The 14,713-nt window shown below is 73.3% G+C and carries 12 protein-coding genes; 3 read left to right on the top strand and 9 right to left on the bottom strand.

Translation table 11 applies throughout. The annotated features are described in order from the left end of the window. Positions 1 to 227: 227 nt before the first annotated feature. The gene (locus tag GBN72_RS15130; protein WP_151772313.1) at positions 228 to 1,031 is read right to left on the bottom strand and encodes a cyclase family protein; all 804 of its coding nucleotides are present in this window, start codon (positions 1,029 to 1,031) and stop codon (positions 228 to 230) included. Positions 1,032 to 1,230: 199 nt separating this feature from the next. On the opposite strand from GBN72_RS15130, the gene GBN72_RS15125 reads away from it, so the two are divergent. Both GBN72_RS15125 and GBN72_RS15120 read left to right on the top strand, forming a co-directional pair. Then, complete coding sequence (locus GBN72_RS15125; RefSeq protein WP_151772312.1) at positions 1,231 to 3,396, top strand: thiamine pyrophosphate-dependent enzyme; 2,166 nt, start codon at positions 1,231 to 1,233, stop codon at positions 3,394 to 3,396. Further along, the gene (locus GBN72_RS15120) at positions 3,396 to 5,192 is read left to right on the top strand and encodes an indolepyruvate oxidoreductase subunit beta family protein (protein WP_151772311.1); all 1,797 of its coding nucleotides are present in this window, start codon (positions 3,396 to 3,398) and stop codon (positions 5,190 to 5,192) included. The genes GBN72_RS15125 and GBN72_RS15120 overlap by 1 nt, the downstream gene beginning before the upstream one ends. A 108-nt stretch (positions 5,193 to 5,300) precedes the next feature. On the opposite strand, the gene GBN72_RS15115 is transcribed toward GBN72_RS15120, so the two are convergent. From GBN72_RS15115 to GBN72_RS15085, 7 genes are read right to left on the bottom strand one after another with little or no spacing between them, the layout of a single operon-like run. Next, positions 5,301 to 6,188 (bottom strand): PaaX family transcriptional regulator, encoded by an 888-nt coding sequence (locus GBN72_RS15115; protein ID WP_246212500.1) that lies wholly within the window; start codon positions 6,186 to 6,188, stop codon positions 5,301 to 5,303. A gap of 1 nt (position 6,189) precedes the next feature. Beyond that, positions 6,190 to 6,678, bottom strand: coding sequence for an acyl-CoA thioesterase (locus GBN72_RS15110; RefSeq protein WP_246212498.1), 489 nt, complete (start codon positions 6,676 to 6,678; stop codon positions 6,190 to 6,192). Continuing rightward, positions 6,675 to 9,050 carry a bifunctional salicylyl-CoA 5-hydroxylase/oxidoreductase gene (locus GBN72_RS15105; RefSeq protein WP_151772310.1) on the bottom strand — a complete coding sequence of 792 codons (2,376 nt, stop codon included), beginning with the start codon at positions 9,048 to 9,050 and terminating at the stop codon, positions 6,675 to 6,677. Before GBN72_RS15105 ends, GBN72_RS15110 begins: the two co-directional genes overlap by 4 nt. Further along, the gene (locus GBN72_RS15100; RefSeq protein ID WP_151772309.1) at positions 9,047 to 10,684 is read right to left on the bottom strand and encodes an AMP-binding protein; all 1,638 of its coding nucleotides are present in this window, start codon (positions 10,682 to 10,684) and stop codon (positions 9,047 to 9,049) included. The genes GBN72_RS15105 and GBN72_RS15100 overlap by 4 nt, the downstream gene beginning before the upstream one ends. Beyond that, complete coding sequence (locus GBN72_RS15095; protein WP_151772308.1) at positions 10,681 to 11,616, bottom strand: acyl-CoA thioesterase; 936 nt, start codon at positions 11,614 to 11,616, stop codon at positions 10,681 to 10,683. The genes GBN72_RS15100 and GBN72_RS15095 overlap by 4 nt, the downstream gene beginning before the upstream one ends. Beyond that, the gene (locus GBN72_RS15090; protein ID WP_151772307.1) at positions 11,616 to 12,101 is read right to left on the bottom strand and encodes a cupin domain-containing protein; all 486 of its coding nucleotides are present in this window, start codon (positions 12,099 to 12,101) and stop codon (positions 11,616 to 11,618) included. The genes GBN72_RS15095 and GBN72_RS15090 overlap by 1 nt, the downstream gene beginning before the upstream one ends. 52 nt (positions 12,102 to 12,153) lie before the next feature. Further along, positions 12,154 to 12,993 (bottom strand): fumarylacetoacetate hydrolase family protein, encoded by an 840-nt coding sequence (locus GBN72_RS15085; RefSeq protein ID WP_151772306.1) that lies wholly within the window; start codon positions 12,991 to 12,993, stop codon positions 12,154 to 12,156. Positions 12,994 to 13,149: 156 nt separating this feature from the next. Between GBN72_RS15085 and GBN72_RS15080 the strand changes: the two genes are divergently transcribed. After that, positions 13,150 to 13,578, top strand: coding sequence for a RidA family protein (locus GBN72_RS15080; RefSeq protein ID WP_151772305.1), 429 nt, complete (start codon positions 13,150 to 13,152; stop codon positions 13,576 to 13,578). Positions 13,579 to 13,680: 102 nt separating this feature from the next. On the opposite strand, the gene GBN72_RS15075 is transcribed toward GBN72_RS15080, so the two are convergent. Next, a complete protein-coding gene (locus tag GBN72_RS15075) occupies positions 13,681 to 14,697 on the bottom strand; it encodes an AraC family transcriptional regulator (RefSeq protein ID WP_164540645.1) in 1,017 nt (338 codons plus the stop codon). Between the last annotated feature and the right edge of the window lie 16 nt (positions 14,698 to 14,713).

Genomic DNA, 14,713 nt, shown 5'->3' with positions numbered 1-14,713 from the left:
CGGACGGCCGGGCGGGCGGGCGGCGCCTTCACGCCGTCCGCAAGATGGCCGACACGAGTCGGATCCCGGACGCCCCGCCCCCGTCGGCGTTCCGTGACCGCCGCGCCCCGGGCGCGGATCGCGCCGCTCCGCCGCCCCGGTGGCCCGCGCCGGTACGGGCGCGCCGCCCCGCCGGTGAGGGCCACGGCCCGTGCGGCGCGGCGGGCCACCGGGGCGGCGGGCCGGCGTCACCGCGCGGCGGCGGGGACCAGCGCGAGGACCCGGCACGGCGCGCCCGAACCGCCGACGATCGGCAGCGGCGCGGCGACGACCACCGCCCCGGTGGCCGGGAGCCGGTCCAGCCGGCGCAGCTGGGTCAGCCCGTACTTGCCCGCTCCCAGGAGCATGGAGTGGCAGGGGTAGGGCGGGTCCAGCTCGCTCGCGTGGCCGGCGTCGGTGCCGACGGTCTCCACGCCCATGCCCAGGATGCCGGTCTCCTCGGCGAGGTAGCGGGCCGCGGCCGGGGTGAGCCCGGGGGTGCGGGGACCGTTCTCCCCGACGTTGGCGAACGCCTCCGGGTCGTCGGCGTACCGGGACCAGCCGGTGCGGTGGAGCAGCCAGCTGTTCTCCGGCAGCGGCCCGTGCTCCTCCTGCCAGGCCAGCAGGTCGGGGACGTCGAGCAGGTAGGAGGGGTCGGCCTCGGTCTGCGCGGTGCTGTCGACGACCACCGCGGGGCCGGCCAGCCGCTGGGCGGGCACCTGGGCGACGTCGTCCAGGTCCCTGCCGGTGATCCAGTGGTTGGGCGCGTCGAAGTGGGTGCCGGTGTGCTCACCGGTACGGAAGTTGTTCCAGTACCAGCCCGGGCCCCGGTCGTCGAAGCGGCTGATCTCCTCCAGTTCGAAGCGGGCCGTCTGCCCGAACTGCTCCGGCAGTTGCAGCACCGGGGTCCCGGCGTGCAGGGGGGAGGTCAGGTCGACGACCTCGATCGTGCCCGAGGCCAGCTGTTCGGCCACCGCGGCCAGACCGGCCGCGGCACTGATGACGTCGCTCATGAGGGGTCCTTCCTGCTTCGGGGCGGGGGGCGGTGCCGAGCATGGCACCCGTCGGGCACGTCCGTCGAAGACCCTCCGCGCTCGGTGGACCGAACTCGCGCCGAACGGATAGCCGCTGCGCGGGCGTCTTCCTAGGGTCGCCGCACATCCCCACCCACGACCTCGGCCCACGCCGGTGGTACGGAGCAAGGAGGCAACGATGGCGGAACGGTCTTTCGCCGCCGAGATCGGCAAACTGCGGCAGGGGGCCGGGACGACCTTCAGCGGGGAGGGAATCCTGGCCGTGACCAAGGCGCTGCTGCAGTCCGGCGTCGCCTATGTGGGCGGCTACCAGGGCGCGCCGATCTCCCACCTGATGGACGTGCTCGGTGACGCGCACGAGGTGCTGTCGGAACTCGACGTGTACTTCGAGAACAGCGCGTCGGAGGCGACGGCGGCCGCGATGCTGGCCGCCTCGGTGCACCAGCCGCTGCGCGGCGCCGTCACGTTCAAGTCCACCGTCGGCACCAACGTCGCCTCGGACGCGCTGGCCAACCTCGCGAGCGGCGGTGTCACCGGAGGCGCGCTGATCATCGTCGGCGAGGACTACGGCGAGGGCTCCAGCATCATGCAGGAGCGCTCGCACGCCTTCGCGATGAAGTCGCAGATGTGGCTGCTCGACCCGCGTCCCAACCTGGAGGCGATCGTGGACGCGGTCGAGGCGGGGTTCGAGCTCTCCGAGGTCAGCAACACCCCGGTGATGCTGCAGCTCCGGCTGCGCTCCTGCCACCTGCACGGCACGTTCACCGCCAAGGACAACGTGCGCCCGCCGACGACCGTCAAGGACGCGATCGAGAACCCGCGCCGCGACATCGACCGGGTCGTCCTGCCGCCCGCGAGCTTCCTCCACGAGCGGGAGAAGCACGAACACCGGTGGCCACAGGCCGTCCGGTTCATCAAGGAGCGCGGCCTCAACGAGGTCTTCGGCAACGGTCTCGCCGACGTCGGCATCATCGTCCAGGGCGGGCTGTACAACACGCTCAACCGTTCGCTCGAGATGCTCGGCGCCTCGGACCCGTACGGCCGCACCACCGTCCCGCTCTACGTCATGAACGTCACCTACCCGGTGGTGGACGAGGAGATCCTCGACTTCTGCGCGGACAAGAAGGCCGTGCTGCTGCTCGAGGAGGGGCAGCCCGACTACCTCGAGCAGAACCTGCACGCCGTCCTGCGCCGGGCCGGCAGCACCACCGCGCTGCACGGCAAGGACCTCCTCCCCGCGGTCGGCGAGTACACCTCGACCGCGGTCACCAAGGGGGTGGCGCGGTTCCTGCGCACCCATCTGCCGGAGGCGGTCACCGAGGAGCCGTCGCTGCTGCTCGCGGAGTCCGACCCGGCGAGCCCCTTCGCGCCGCGCGTCGCCGCGCCCGCGATGCGCCCGCGCCCCCCGGGGCTCTGCACGGGCTGTCCGGAGCGTCCGATCTTCAGCGCCCTGAAGCTGGCCGAACGTGAGACCGGCCCGCACCACATCAGCGCCGACATCGGCTGCCACCTCTTCGCCGTCAACGAACCGTTCAACCTCGGTGCGACGACGATGGGGTACGGCCTGGGGTCGGCGGGCGCCTCCGCCCTGAACTCCAAGGACGCGGACCGGCGCACCGTCGCGTTCATGGGCGACGGCGGCTTCTGGCACAACGGTCTCACCAGCGGCGTCGGCAACGCGGTCTTCAACGAGAACGACCAGCTGCTGGTGGTGGTCGACAACGCCTACAGTGCCGCGACCGGCGGCCAGGACGTGCTCTCCTCCCAGGCCGACAACCCGATCCGCTCGACCAGGCACCCCATCGAGCGGGCCGTGCGCGGGATCGGCGTCCGGTGGAGCCGCACCGTCACCGACACCTACAAGGTGTCCGCCCTGCGGGACCTGTTCGTCAGGGCGCTGACCACGAAGGAGCCCGGTCCCAAGGTGATCGTGGCGCAGAGCGAGTGCCAGCTCAACCGCCAGCGCCGGGTGAAGAAGCAGCGGGCCGCCGACCTCGGGGCGGGCAGACGGGTGGTCCGGGAGCGCTTCGGCGTCGACCCGGAGACCTGTACCGGCGACCACGCCTGCATCCGCATCTCCGGATGCCCCTCCCTGACCATCACCGACAACCCGGACCCGCTGCGGACCGATCCGGTCGCGACCGTGCTGGACAGCTGTGTCGGCTGCGGTGTCTGCGGCGCGAACGCGCACGCCGCGGTGCTCTGCCCGTCCTTCTACCGCACGGACGTGGTGCAGAACCCGACCCGCCGGGACCGGTTCCTGGCCGCGGTGCGCACCCGGTGGATCGCCCTGGCCTCCAGGGGACTCGAGACCCGTGCCGCACGATACGAGGTGACAGCCTGATGACGACCACGACCCTTCGGACCGACGTGCCCGGGGCCCGCCGCGGCCCCGGCTGGCGGGACGGACTGCGTCCCGTCACCCTGGCCGTCCTGGCCATGGGCGGCGAGGGCGGCGGCGTCCTCGCCGACTGGATCGTGGCGGTCGGCGAGGAGGCCGGCTGGACCGCGCAGACCACGTCGGTGGCCGGTGTCGCCCAGCGCACCGGCGCGACCGTCTACTACGTCGAGATGCTCCCGCCGCCGGCGGGCGGCGTGCCCGTGGGAGGGCGGAGGGAACCGGTCCTCAGCCTCTTCCCCACCCCGGGCGAGGTCGACATCGTCATCGCCTCGGAGCTGATGGAGTGCGGCCGCGCCGTGCAGCGCGGCTTCGCCACACCCGACCGCACCACCCTGATCACCTCGACGAACCGGGTGTACTCGGTCGACGAGAAGATCGGGCTCGGCGACGGCCGGGTGGACGCGGACGAGCTCTTCGCCGCCGCGCAGCGCGCCGCCAGGGTCCTGGTCGCCGCCGACTTCGCCCGGATGGCCGACGACGCGGGGAGCGTCATCAGCGCCTCGCTCTACGGCGCGCTCGCCGGGTCCGGGGCCCTGCCCTTCACCCGCGAGCAGTTCGAGGCGCCGATCCGGGCGTTCCCGAAGGCCGCGGAGAAGTCCCTGAGGGCCTTCGCCGCCGCGTACACCGAGGCCGCCGGGCAGGTGTCCGCCGACGGGGCGGGGACGGCCGGGACGGGACCCGCCGGCACGGGAACGGCAACGGCAACGGCAGGGACGGCGTCGTCCGCGACGGGACCCGGCGGGGCGGAGGCGGGCGAGGAGCCGGTCACGGCCGCGCCCGCCCGGCCGGCCGCACCGGGCGGACCGGTCCCCGTGACCATCGGCCGCCGCCGCCCGGAGACCGAGGAGGACCGCAAGCGGGCCGCGGAGCGCGAGCGCACCCGGATCGCGGCGAGCGACCCGGCGTCCCTCGTCGGGCCGGCCCTGACCGCCCAGGCCGGACGGACCGCGCTGCTGCCGGCCGCCGCCCGCTCGACGGTGCTGCACGGTGTCGTCCGGACCGCCGTCTACCAGGGCCCGGAGTACGCCGACCGCTACCTGGACCGGGTCGCGAGGGTCGCGGCCGCCGACCCCGACCGCGACGGCGACGCGGCGCTCACCCGCGAGGCCGGGCGTCACATCGCGCTGTGGATGTGCTACCAGGACACCATCCAGGTGGCGCTGCAGAAGACCCGGCGCCACCGGATGGCGCGGGTTCGTGAAGAGGCGAAGGCCGGTGAGGGCCACCTGGCGCAGGTGCGGGAGTTCCTGCACCCGCAGGTCGAGGAACTGACCGACATGATGCCCGCCCGTCTGGGGGCGTGGCTGCTGCGGTCACGGGTGTTCGGGCGTCTCGTGCACCTGCTCACCCACCGGGGTCTGGTGCTCAACACCACCTCGGTCACGGGGTTCACCGCGCTGGCGGTGCTCGCCCGGATGCGCCCGCTGCGTCCGCGGTCCCTGCGGTTCGTCCGGGAGCAGGAGGCGATCGACGCCTGGCTGGACCTCGCCCTGGCGAAGGCCGCGGACGGCCCCCGTCTCGCCCGCGAGATCATCGAGTGCCAGCGGGTCCTCAAGGGGTACGGCGCCACCTACGCCCACGGCGACGACAGCTTCGGGCTGCTGATGGCCGCCGCGCGGGAGCTGCCGGCCCACGACGGCTCCGCGCGGCGCCTCGAGGCGCTGCGGGCCGCGGCCCTCGCGGACGAGGACGGCGCCACGCTGCGCGAGGAGCTGGCGAACCGGCCGGTGGCGGGCTGACACGGCCCCGGACGGCGGGAAGCCCCGGGGCCCGGTGACGGCGGAACGGACTCCGCCCTCACCGGGCCCCGGGGCTCTCCCGTGCCCCGCGGCCCGGGCGCGGACGGGTCAGGCGCCGCGCTCGCCGCCCTTGCCGGGCGTGGTCCGGGCCGACCAGTGCGGTGCGGCGTGCGCCAGCGCCCGGCCCTCCAGCAGGGCCACCAGCCGCTCGAAGAGCCGGACCGCGGCCGGACCGGCCCAGTCCTCTGCCAGCACCTCACGGGGCAGGCCGGGGTCACGGAAGGGCAGTTTGCGCCAGTGGTCGAGCACGGAGAGATAGGTGACGAAGGCGTGCTCGCCCTCGATCACCGCGGACGCGGCGAGCCGTTCCGCCTCGGCCCCGTACCGCGTGACGAACTCCCGGTAGCGCCCGTCGATCTCGTCCAGGTCCCAGCCGTTGCGCACCATGGTGTGCAGGTCCTGGCCCGCCACGTAGTCGCCGACGAAGACGGCGCAGTACCGGGTGAGGTCGAGTTCGGTGATGGCGCGCCGGGCGGCCGGGAGCATCCGCGCGGGGGCGATCCACACCGCCGAGCCGATGTTGCCGAACCCGAGGGAGGTCAGGTGCGCGGTCAGCTGGTGGCGCAGGGAGCGCGCGGACTCGGGCACGGAGAAATTGACGAAGCACCAGCCGTCGCCCAGGTCGGCGGGCTCGCGGGCGTGCCAGATGACCTGGTCGCCCTCGGCGAGCGCGTCCAGCGCGGCCGGCGTCAGCGTGTAGCCGCGCATGCCCGCGCGGGTCTCCGCGACCAGCCAGCCGCGCCTCTTGAGCCGGAAGACCGCGGTGCGCACGCTGGCCGCGTCGAGACCCGTCTCGGCCAGCAGCGCCACGGTGCCCGCGATCGGCATCCAGCCGCCCATCTTGCGGACGACCGAGCCGAGGAAGCTGACGAGCACCGTCCGCGAACGGCCGGCGGGCGCGGCGGCGGCGGTCGGGGTGCCCTTGGTCTCGGTCATTTCAGCCAGTATGCCGGACCGGCGGCACCCGGCCCGCACCCGGTCCGGCCAATGCGGTGACCCACTCCCGGGGCCACGGCACCGCCGAGGCGTCGCCGTGCGCGCCCTGTCCGACGTGCACGGTCACGTAGGAGCCGCGCGCGGCCCGGCGGGCCGGACGGCCGTCGAACTCCTCGCCCCACACCTCGAAGCCGAAGGTCATCGACGCGGTGCCGACGCGCACCAGCTCCACGACCGTCCGGACCTCCTGGCCGAAGAAGAGGGGCGCCTCGAAGTCGGCCTCGTAGCGCACCCGGGGAGCGGCCGGGAAGTAGCCGTGCAGGCCCCGCTCCCGCATGAGCGAGGCCTCCGCGGCCTCCACGAAGCGCACGACGGTGCTGTTGTGGTAGATGCCGGCCGCGTCCGTGTCGATCCACTCGATCCGGGTCCGGTGCACACCGGCGGGCCTGACGGCCGCGCCGGGTGCGCCGTCCTGCTGGGCGGTGGTCACGGGGACACCGTGTCGCGGCCGGGCGTCCACCGCACGTGCACGGCGTCGTCGCCGCCCGGGCGCAGCAGGGACAGCCGCGGCGGCACCTTGTCGGTACGCGACGCCGGCGGCCTGCGGCTGCCTGCCTTCCACTGCACCGGCCACTGGGCCCCGCTGCCCCGGTACTCCTGCGCGGCCGCCGCCTGGAGCGTCCACTGCGGGTTGTGGAGGTGGGTGCGGCCCAGGGCGCACAGGTCCGCCCGTCCGGCGAGCAGGATGGAGTTGACGTCGTCGTAGGAGGAGATCGCTCCGACGGCGATCACCCGCACGCCGGCCGGGGCGGCCACCCGGTGGCGGATCATGTCGGCGAACGGCGTCTGGTACGAGCGCCCGAAGGCGGGCTTCTCGTCCTTGGTGACCTGGCCGGAGGAGACGTCGATCGCGGCCGCGCCGTGTTCGACGAAGGCGCGGGCGATCTCCACGGCGTCCTCGGCGGTGTTGCCGTCCGGGACCCAGTCGGTCGCCGAGACGCGGACGATCACCGGGATCTCGTCCGGGACCGCGGACCGCACCGCGTCGAAGACCTCCAGGGGGAACCGCAGCCGGTTCTCCGGCGTGCCCCCGTACTCGTCGGTGCGCCGGTTGGCGACCGGGGAGAGGAAGGACGACAGCAGGTAGCCGTGGGCCGCGTGCACCTCGATCAGGTCGAACCCGGCGCGCACCCCGCGTACGGCGGCCGCGGTGAAGTCGGCGACCACCCGGTCCATGTCCTCGCGGGTCATCTCCCGGGGGGTGTGGCAGCCGCTGCCGTAGGGGATCGGGGAGGGGCCGATCACCTCCCAGTTGCCGTCCTCCAGCGGCTGGTCGATGCCGTCCCACATGAGCCGCGTCGATCCCTTGCGGCCGGAGTGGCCGAGCTGCAGCCCGATCCTGCCGGTGGTGTTCTCGTGGACGAAGTCGGTGACCCGGCGCCAGGCGTCGCCCTGCTCGTCGGTCCACAGTCCGGGGCAGCCGGGGGTGATCCGGCCCTCGGGTGACACGCAGACCATCTCGCTCATCACCAGGCCGGCCCCGCCGAGCGCCTTGGAGCCCAGGTGCACCAGGTGGAAGTCCCCCGGCACGCCCTCGACGGAGGAGTACATGTCCATCGGGGAGACGACGACGCGGTTCTTCAGTTCCAGCTCGCCGATCCGGACGGGCTGGAACATGGCCGGAGCGGCGCCGGGTGCCTGCTGGTGCCGGGCGAACTCCTCCTGCATCAGGTCCGCGAAGGCGGCGTCGCGCTCCTTGAGGTTCTCGAAGGTGATCCGGCGGGAGCGGGTGAGCAGGTTGAAGACGAACTGGGCCGGGTCCTGTCCGGCGTACATGCCGATGTTCTCGAACCACTCCAGCGACGCCTGCGCCGCCCGCTGGGTCGACTCGACGACCGGCTTGCGCTCGGCCTGGTAGGCCTCCAGCGCCTCGGCGACGCCCGCGTTCTCGTGCAGGCAGGCGGCGAGCGCGAGGGCGTCCTCCATGGCGAGCTTGGTGCCGGAACCGATCGAGAAGTGCGCGGTGTGGGCGGCGTCGCCGAGCAGCACGACGTTGCCGTCGTGCCAGCGTTCGTTGCGGACCGTGGTGAAGTTCAGCCACTTCGAGTTGTTGGTGAGGACCCGGTGGCCCTTCAGCTCGTCGGCGAAGATCTCGGCGATCCGGGCGACGGCGTACTCGTCGGAGACACCGGGCGGGAAGATCTCCGCCTCGGTCCGGTCGAACCCGGCGCGCCGCCACACGTCCTCGTGCATCTCCACGATGAAGGTGGACCCGGCGTCGGAGTACGGGTAGCCGTGGATCTGCATGGTGCCCCACTCCGTCTGCTTGACGAAGAACTGGAACGCCTCGAAGACCAGGTCGGTGCCCAGCCAGATGTACTTGTTGCGCCGCCGGTCGAGCGAGGGCCGGAAGGCGTCCGCGTACTTGGTGCGGACGGCGGAGTTGAGGCCGTCGGCGGCGACCACCAGGTCGTGGGACTGCCGCAGCTCGTCCACGTCCGGGGCCTCGCGGCGGTGGTGGACGACGACGCCGAGTTCGGCGGCCCGCTCCTGGAGGATCCGCAGCAGTTCCTTGCGGCTCATCGCCGCGAAGCCCTGGCCTCCGACGGTGAACGGCCGGCCGTCGACATCGATGTCGATGTCGGTCCAGCGGGCGAAGCGGCTCTCCATCCTGGCGTGGACGGTCTCGTCGGCGTTGTCGATGGCGCCGAGCGTCTCGTCGGAGAACACCACGCCGAACCCGAAGGTGTCGTCGGGCGCGTTGCGCTCCCAGACGGTGACCTCGTGGGCCGGGTCGAGCTGCTTCATCAGGGCGGCGAAGTAGAGGCCTCCGGGGCCGCCGCCGGCGATCGCGATCCTCATGATGTCTGTGCCTCCACGAGCTGACGCAGCTTGAAGTGCTGGAGCTTGCCGCTCGGATTGCGCGGCAGCGAGTCGGTGAAGCGCAGGTCGCGCGGGTACTTGTACGGCGCGATCTGCTGCTTGACGTGGTCCTGGATCTCCTTGGCCTTCGCCTGGTCCCCGGCGACGCCGTCGCGCAGGACGACGAACGCGCAGACCACGGAGCCCCGTTCGGGGTCGGGGGCGGCGACGACCGCCGACTCCAGGACGTCCTGGTGGGTGTCGATCGCGGCCTCGACCTCGGGGCCGGCGATGTTGTAGCCGGACGACAGGATGATGCTGTCGTCGCGCGCCTCGTACCAGAAGTAGCCGTCCTCGTCGCGGCGGAAGGTGTCGCCGGTGACGTTCCAGCCGTTGACGACGTAGGCGGCCTGGCGTTCGTCGTCGAGGTAGCGGCAGCCGACCGGGCCGATCACGGCCAGCCGCCCCGCGACGCCGGGGCCCACCTCCTCACCGTCGGGGCCGAGGACGGTGGCGCGGTAGCCGGGGACCGGCCGGCCGGTCGCGCCCGGGCGGATGTCGTCGCCGGCGGCCGAGATGAAGATGTGCAGCATCTCGGTGGCGCCGATCCCGTCGACGATCTCGATGCCGAGCCGGTCGCGCAGTTCCTCCCACAGGACCCGCGGGATGTGCTCGCCCGCGCTGACCGCCGTGCGCAGTCCGGTCAGCCGCTCGCCGGCGCCGGAGGTGAGGATCTGCCGGTAGGCGGTCGGGGCGGTGGCCAGGACGGTGACGCCGTGTTCGGCCACCAGCTCGGCGAGCCGCGCCGGAGGGGCCGTCTCGGTGAGGAAGGCGCAGGCGCCCGCCCGGAGGGTGAAGACGACCAGCATGCCCAGGCCGAAGGTGAAGGCGAGGGGCGCGGTGCAGGCGACCAGGTCGTCGGGGCGCAGCCGGAGCGTGTGCTGTCCGAAGGTGTGGTCGATGGACAGGATGTCGCGGTGGAAGTGGACGGTGATCTTCGGGACGCCGGTGCTGCCGGAGGTGGGCCCGAACAGCGCGACGTCGTCCGCGGCGGTGTCGGCCGCGGTGAACCGGCCCTCCTTCCGCGCGGCGCGGCTGCTCAGGTCGTCGGCCGTGTCTCCGCCGTGGGGGACGACGGTAAGGTCCGGCGCGTGCGTCGCGCGGACGGTGAGCACGTCGTCGAGGAAGCGGTGGTCGACCAGGGCGACGGCGGGCCGCGTCTTCTCCACGATCGGCGCCAGTTCGCGGGCCCGCAGGGCGGGCACCGTGGTGACGACGACGCCGCCCGCCTTGAGCACCCCCAGCCAGGCGGCCACGGTCCAGGGGGTGTTGGGGGACCGCAGCAGCACCCGGTTGCCGGGGACCAGGCCGAGGTCCTCGGTGAGCACCTGGGCGACCTGGTCGGCCCGCCGCCGCAGCTCGCCGTACGTCCACAGCGTGCCGTCGGGGGTGCGCAGCGCGGGCCGGTCCGGGCCGAACCGGTCGACCGCGCGGTCGGCCAGTTCGGCGGCGGCGTTGAGGCGCTGCGGGTGGTGGAGCTGCTCGGTGGTGAACTCCAGCACGGGCCACTGCCCGGCCGGCGGGAGGTGGTCGCGCGCGAAGGTGTCGGTGTGGCCGGAGGGGGAGAGGGTCATCGCCGTCCTCCCTGGGGGGCGCGGATCATCCCTTCCTGGACCACGGTGGCCAGATGGGTGCCGTCGGGCGTGAAGAAGCGGCCCGCGGCGAGGCCGCGTCCCGCGTCGGCGGCGACGGCCTGCTGGGCGTAGAGCAGCCAGCCGTCCACCGTGCCCGGCCGCGGGGCGCGGTGGAACCACATGGCGTGGTCGAGGCTGGCGGTGACGAGGCCCTCCCGCGCCCAGGGCAGGCCGAGCACGCGCAGCACCGGCTCCAGGATCGTGTAGTCGCAGACGTAGGCGAGGGCCGCGGTGTCCCGCTGGGCGTCGGTGAGCCCGTCGACTGGCCTGAGCGCGTCGAACGGCCTGACCCAGACCGCCTGGTGGGGCGTCCGCTCGCCCTCCACGGTGAGGTACACCGGGCCGGGCACGTGCCGCATGTCGAAGGAGCGGCCCGCCGACCAGTACGCCTTGGACGTATCGGTCATCGTCCCGCCGGTGCGGCCCTCGAGGTGTTCGGCGGCGCTGGGGAGTTCCTCGGGGGCGGGCGGGCCGTCGGCGCCCAGCCGGGCCGGGACCTCGGCGGCGTATCCGGCGCCGGGCTCACCGGCCGCGAAGTTGGCCAGGCAGACGTACAGGGCCTTGCCGTTCTGGTAGCCGCGGACCTGCCGGGTCGCGTACCCCCGGCCGTCGCGCAGCACCTCCACCTCGTAGCGCACCTCGGCGCCGATCTCGGCGGGGCGCATGAAGTAGGAGTGCGTGGAGTGCAGCGTCTTGCCGTCCTCGACGGTGCGCATGGCGGCGGCCGCGGCCTGGGCGACCAGGTCGCCGCCGTAGGCCTTGGGCCAGGGGCAGGGCTGGGTGACCGCGGTGAACGCGCGGTCGAAGTGCTCGGGTTCGGCGGGGGTCAGGGTGACGGCGGCGGTGAAGGTCTCGGAGGTGATGTCGGTCATCAGGGCCGCTCCGTCCAGTCGCGCAGGTCGGCGTCGGTGACCTGGGGGAGGTTGACGACGATGTTCTCCGGCGTGCGGGTGGTCATCCAGGTCAGCGGCTTGTTGCGGTCGAGGTTGCACTCGACGTGCGGCATGAACGGCGGGACGAACACCCAGTCGCCCTCGGCCATGTCGATGTAGTCCTCGAACCTGGCGCCGAAGTAGATGCGCGCCCGGCCCGAGAGCACGTAGCCGCCGGTCTCGGCCTCGCCGTGGTGGTGGGGCACGGAGCGGTAGCCGGCGTCGTTGCTGACCTTGCCGAACCAGATCCTGGTGGCCGGGGTGTGCTGGGGGCCGACCCCGGAGATCCGGCTGGCGCCCTCGGACTGGCCGGTGTTGCCGGGTTCCTGGCCGCCGCGGGTGACGACCGGCACCACCAGGCCGCTCGCGTTCGCGTACAGGGAATTGTCCCCTTCGAGGACGTACTTGCTGAAGTCGGGCTCCATGGTGGCTCCTTGTCGCGCGGGGTTGGGAGGGGGGCTTCGCGGGCGCCGGACCTCAGCCGGTGAGGCGCACGGTGTTGCGGAGGGTTCCGATGCCGCTGATCTCGGTCTCGACGACGTCGCCGTCGGCGAGGAAGCGCTGGGGGTCCCGGGCCACGCCGACCCCGCCGGGGGTGCCGGTGAGCACGAGGTCGCCGGGGCGCAGCACGGTGAAGGCGGAGATGTAGGCGAGCAGGTCGGCCGGGTCGAAGACCAGGGTCCTGGTGCTGTCGCGCTGCACCTCCTCGCCGTTGACCCGGCAGACGACCTCCAGGCCGGCGGCGGGATCGGCCTCGTCGGGGGTCACCACGACCGGCCCGACGGGCGTCGACGCGTCCCAGGCCTTCCCCTGGAACCACTCCAGGGTCCGGTACTGCCAGTCGCGCACCGAGATGTCGTTGGCCACGGTGTAGCCGGCGATCCCCGCGAGCGCGGTCCGGCGGTCCGCGCCCCGCAGGGTGGCGCCGACGACGACGGCGAGCTCGGCCTCCCAGTCGGCCTGGACGCCCGCCGGCAGGACGATGTCGTCGCCCGGGCCGGTCAGGGTGTCGGCGTACTTGGGAAAGAGCGTCGGGTGGGCCGGCAGCGCGCGTCCGGTCTCCCGGATGTGGTCCGCGTAGTTGAGGCCGCAGCAGATCACCTTGCGGGGGGCGGGCAGCGGCAGCACCGGGACGGCGTCGGCGAGGACGTCGCCGGCCGGGGCGGCCCGGAGCGCCGCCGGCGCCGTGGCCGGTGCGGCGGGCGCCGTCGCGAGCAGGGCCGACAGGTCTGTGGCGGGGAGCGCACGCCAGGTGTCCCCGTCGAGCACGGCGGCGGTGGTGGTCCCGGTCGCGTCGGCGACGGTCGCGAAGCGCATCGGACGTCCTTCCTGTTACCGGCCCCGGGCCGGCCGGCCTGGTCGCCCGGTCGGCCCGGTCGGGCTGTCGTGTTTCCTTTTTCTCTCGCCCGTCAGCAATCTGTCAATACCTGCTACGGTGGCGCGTACGACAGCACCCGTCTCGCAGGAGCCCCCATGACCAGTGGTCCGACCCCGATCCCGATCAACCCCGCGTCCCTGGCCAGGCCCAGCGGCTACTCCCACGGCACACTGAGCGGCAACACCCTGTACCTGGGCGGCCAGACGGCCCTCGACAAGGACATGCGCATCGTCCCCGGAGGCATCGTCGAGCAGTTCCGGCAGGCCTTCGGCAACGTCCTCGCCACCCTCGCCGAGGCGGGCGGCGTGCCGGAGGATCTGGTCAGCATCACGATCTACCTGACCGACATCGCCGACTACCAGGCGCACGGCAGGGAGATCGGGAAGGTCTGGCGCGAACTCGCCGGGCCGGTCTACCCCGCGATGGCCGGCATCGGCACCACGGGACTGTGGCAGCCCGAGGCGATGATCGAGATCCTCGGCGTCGCCGTCGTCCCCGACGAGCGCCTCGTCCGCCCCTCCTGAACGCGCACGTGTGCGGCGCCGCCCCGGCCGGGGCGGCGCCGCACACGTGTCACATATGTCAGAAGCATGTCGGCCGAGGAAGATTCAGAACGGATGTTCTCCTCAGCCGGCGTCGGCCCACGGGGCCTGGCGCACGGTCTCCGAGGGGCTCTCCCCGAAGCGCTGGCGGTAGGCGATCGAGAACCGGCTGAGATGGGTGAAGCCGCAGCGGTGGGCGACGGCCGCCACGGTCGGGGCGCCGCCGGAGGGCCTCGGACGCATCAGCAGCCGCCGCGCCTGCCGGAACCGGATGTCCCGCAGCACCTCGATGGGCGTCTTGCCGTAGCGCTCCCGGAAGAGGTGCTGGAGCTGTCGGGCGCTGAGGTTCATCGCGTGGGCCAGGTCGTGGACGGTCACCGGCTCCTCGTAGTGCTCCTCCAGCCACTGCCGGCCCCGTTCCACCACGTCGCCGGGCAGGCAGGTGCGGACGTCGCCGGCCAGCGCGGGGGTGCCGGTGTGCGGCAGGCCCATCAGGATGCCGGAGAGCAGCACCTCCTCCAGGTGCCGTTCCACCAGTGCTCCCAGACCCCCCGCGGGCGCGCTGCTGAGCGTGCGGCACACCATGTGCCAGCTCGTCTCCAGCAGTTCCGGCGGACCCGCGGCCCCGCCCCCGGACGGCGGCAGGAACCGCAGCGTGCGGTCGGCGACCCGGCCGGTGAGGCCGGCGAGGTGCTCCTCCAGACGGGACGTCGTGGTGGAGACGACGAGCGCCCCGGCGACCGGGTCCGGGAGCATCATGGTGTGCTGCTCCTGGAACAGCGCGAAGCCGCTCCGGAGCGTCGAGAAGGGCTGCCCCTCGCCGGAGGAGACCTTCATCGGGCCGAGGGGCACCGTCAGCGTGAACCGGTTGCGCGTGGGGAAGGCGTCCACCACGACCGGGGCGCCGTACCGGATGTAGACGAGGCTGAGCGCGCCGACGGCCGCGAAGCTGACGAACCCGTCGGGCCGCCCGCCACCGCGCGGCTCGACGTCGTGGACGACCGCGTGCCGCTGCACCGAGTCGCGGAGTTCCGAGATGCTGCGGCTGCGGACCGTGTCCCTGGAGAGCAGGGGAATCCTGGAAGTCCGCGTGTGAGACATGTGCATACGTCCTTCG

Source organism: Streptomyces abyssomicinicus (assembly GCF_008974245.1).
GTDB lineage: Bacteria > Actinomycetota > Actinomycetes > Streptomycetales > Streptomycetaceae > Streptomyces > Streptomyces abyssomicinicus.
The sequence above is the reverse complement of the archived record's forward strand: the minus strand, read 5'-3'. Positions and strand labels throughout refer to the sequence as shown.

What these genes read in the sequence shown, in the direction of transcription:
- GBN72_RS15130 (WP_151772313.1), bottom strand. Translation starts at nt 1,031, where the DNA reads ATGAGCGACGTCATCAGTGCCGCGGCCGGTCTGGCCGCGGTGGCCGAA.
- GBN72_RS15125 (WP_151772312.1), top strand. Translation starts at nt 1,231, where the DNA reads ATGGCGGAACGGTCTTTCGCCGCCGAGATCGGCAAACTGCGGCAGGGG.
- GBN72_RS15120 (WP_151772311.1), top strand. Translation starts at nt 3,396, where the DNA reads ATGACGACCACGACCCTTCGGACCGACGTGCCCGGGGCCCGCCGCGGC.
- GBN72_RS15115 (WP_246212500.1), bottom strand. Translation starts at nt 6,188, where the DNA reads ATGACCGAGACCAAGGGCACCCCGACCGCCGCCGCCGCGCCCGCCGGC.
- GBN72_RS15105 (WP_151772310.1), bottom strand. Translation starts at nt 9,050, where the DNA reads ATGAGGATCGCGATCGCCGGCGGCGGCCCCGGAGGCCTCTACTTCGCC.
- GBN72_RS15100 (WP_151772309.1), bottom strand. Translation starts at nt 10,684, where the DNA reads ATGACCCTCTCCCCCTCCGGCCACACCGACACCTTCGCGCGCGACCAC.
- GBN72_RS15095 (WP_151772308.1), bottom strand. Translation starts at nt 11,616, where the DNA reads ATGACCGACATCACCTCCGAGACCTTCACCGCCGCCGTCACCCTGACC.
- GBN72_RS15090 (WP_151772307.1), bottom strand. Translation starts at nt 12,101, where the DNA reads ATGGAGCCCGACTTCAGCAAGTACGTCCTCGAAGGGGACAATTCCCTG.
- GBN72_RS15085 (WP_151772306.1), bottom strand. Translation starts at nt 12,993, where the DNA reads ATGCGCTTCGCGACCGTCGCCGACGCGACCGGGACCACCACCGCCGCC.
- GBN72_RS15080 (WP_151772305.1), top strand. Translation starts at nt 13,150, where the DNA reads ATGACCAGTGGTCCGACCCCGATCCCGATCAACCCCGCGTCCCTGGCC.
- GBN72_RS15075 (WP_164540645.1), bottom strand. Translation starts at nt 14,697, where the DNA reads ATGTCTCACACGCGGACTTCCAGGATTCCCCTGCTCTCCAGGGACACG.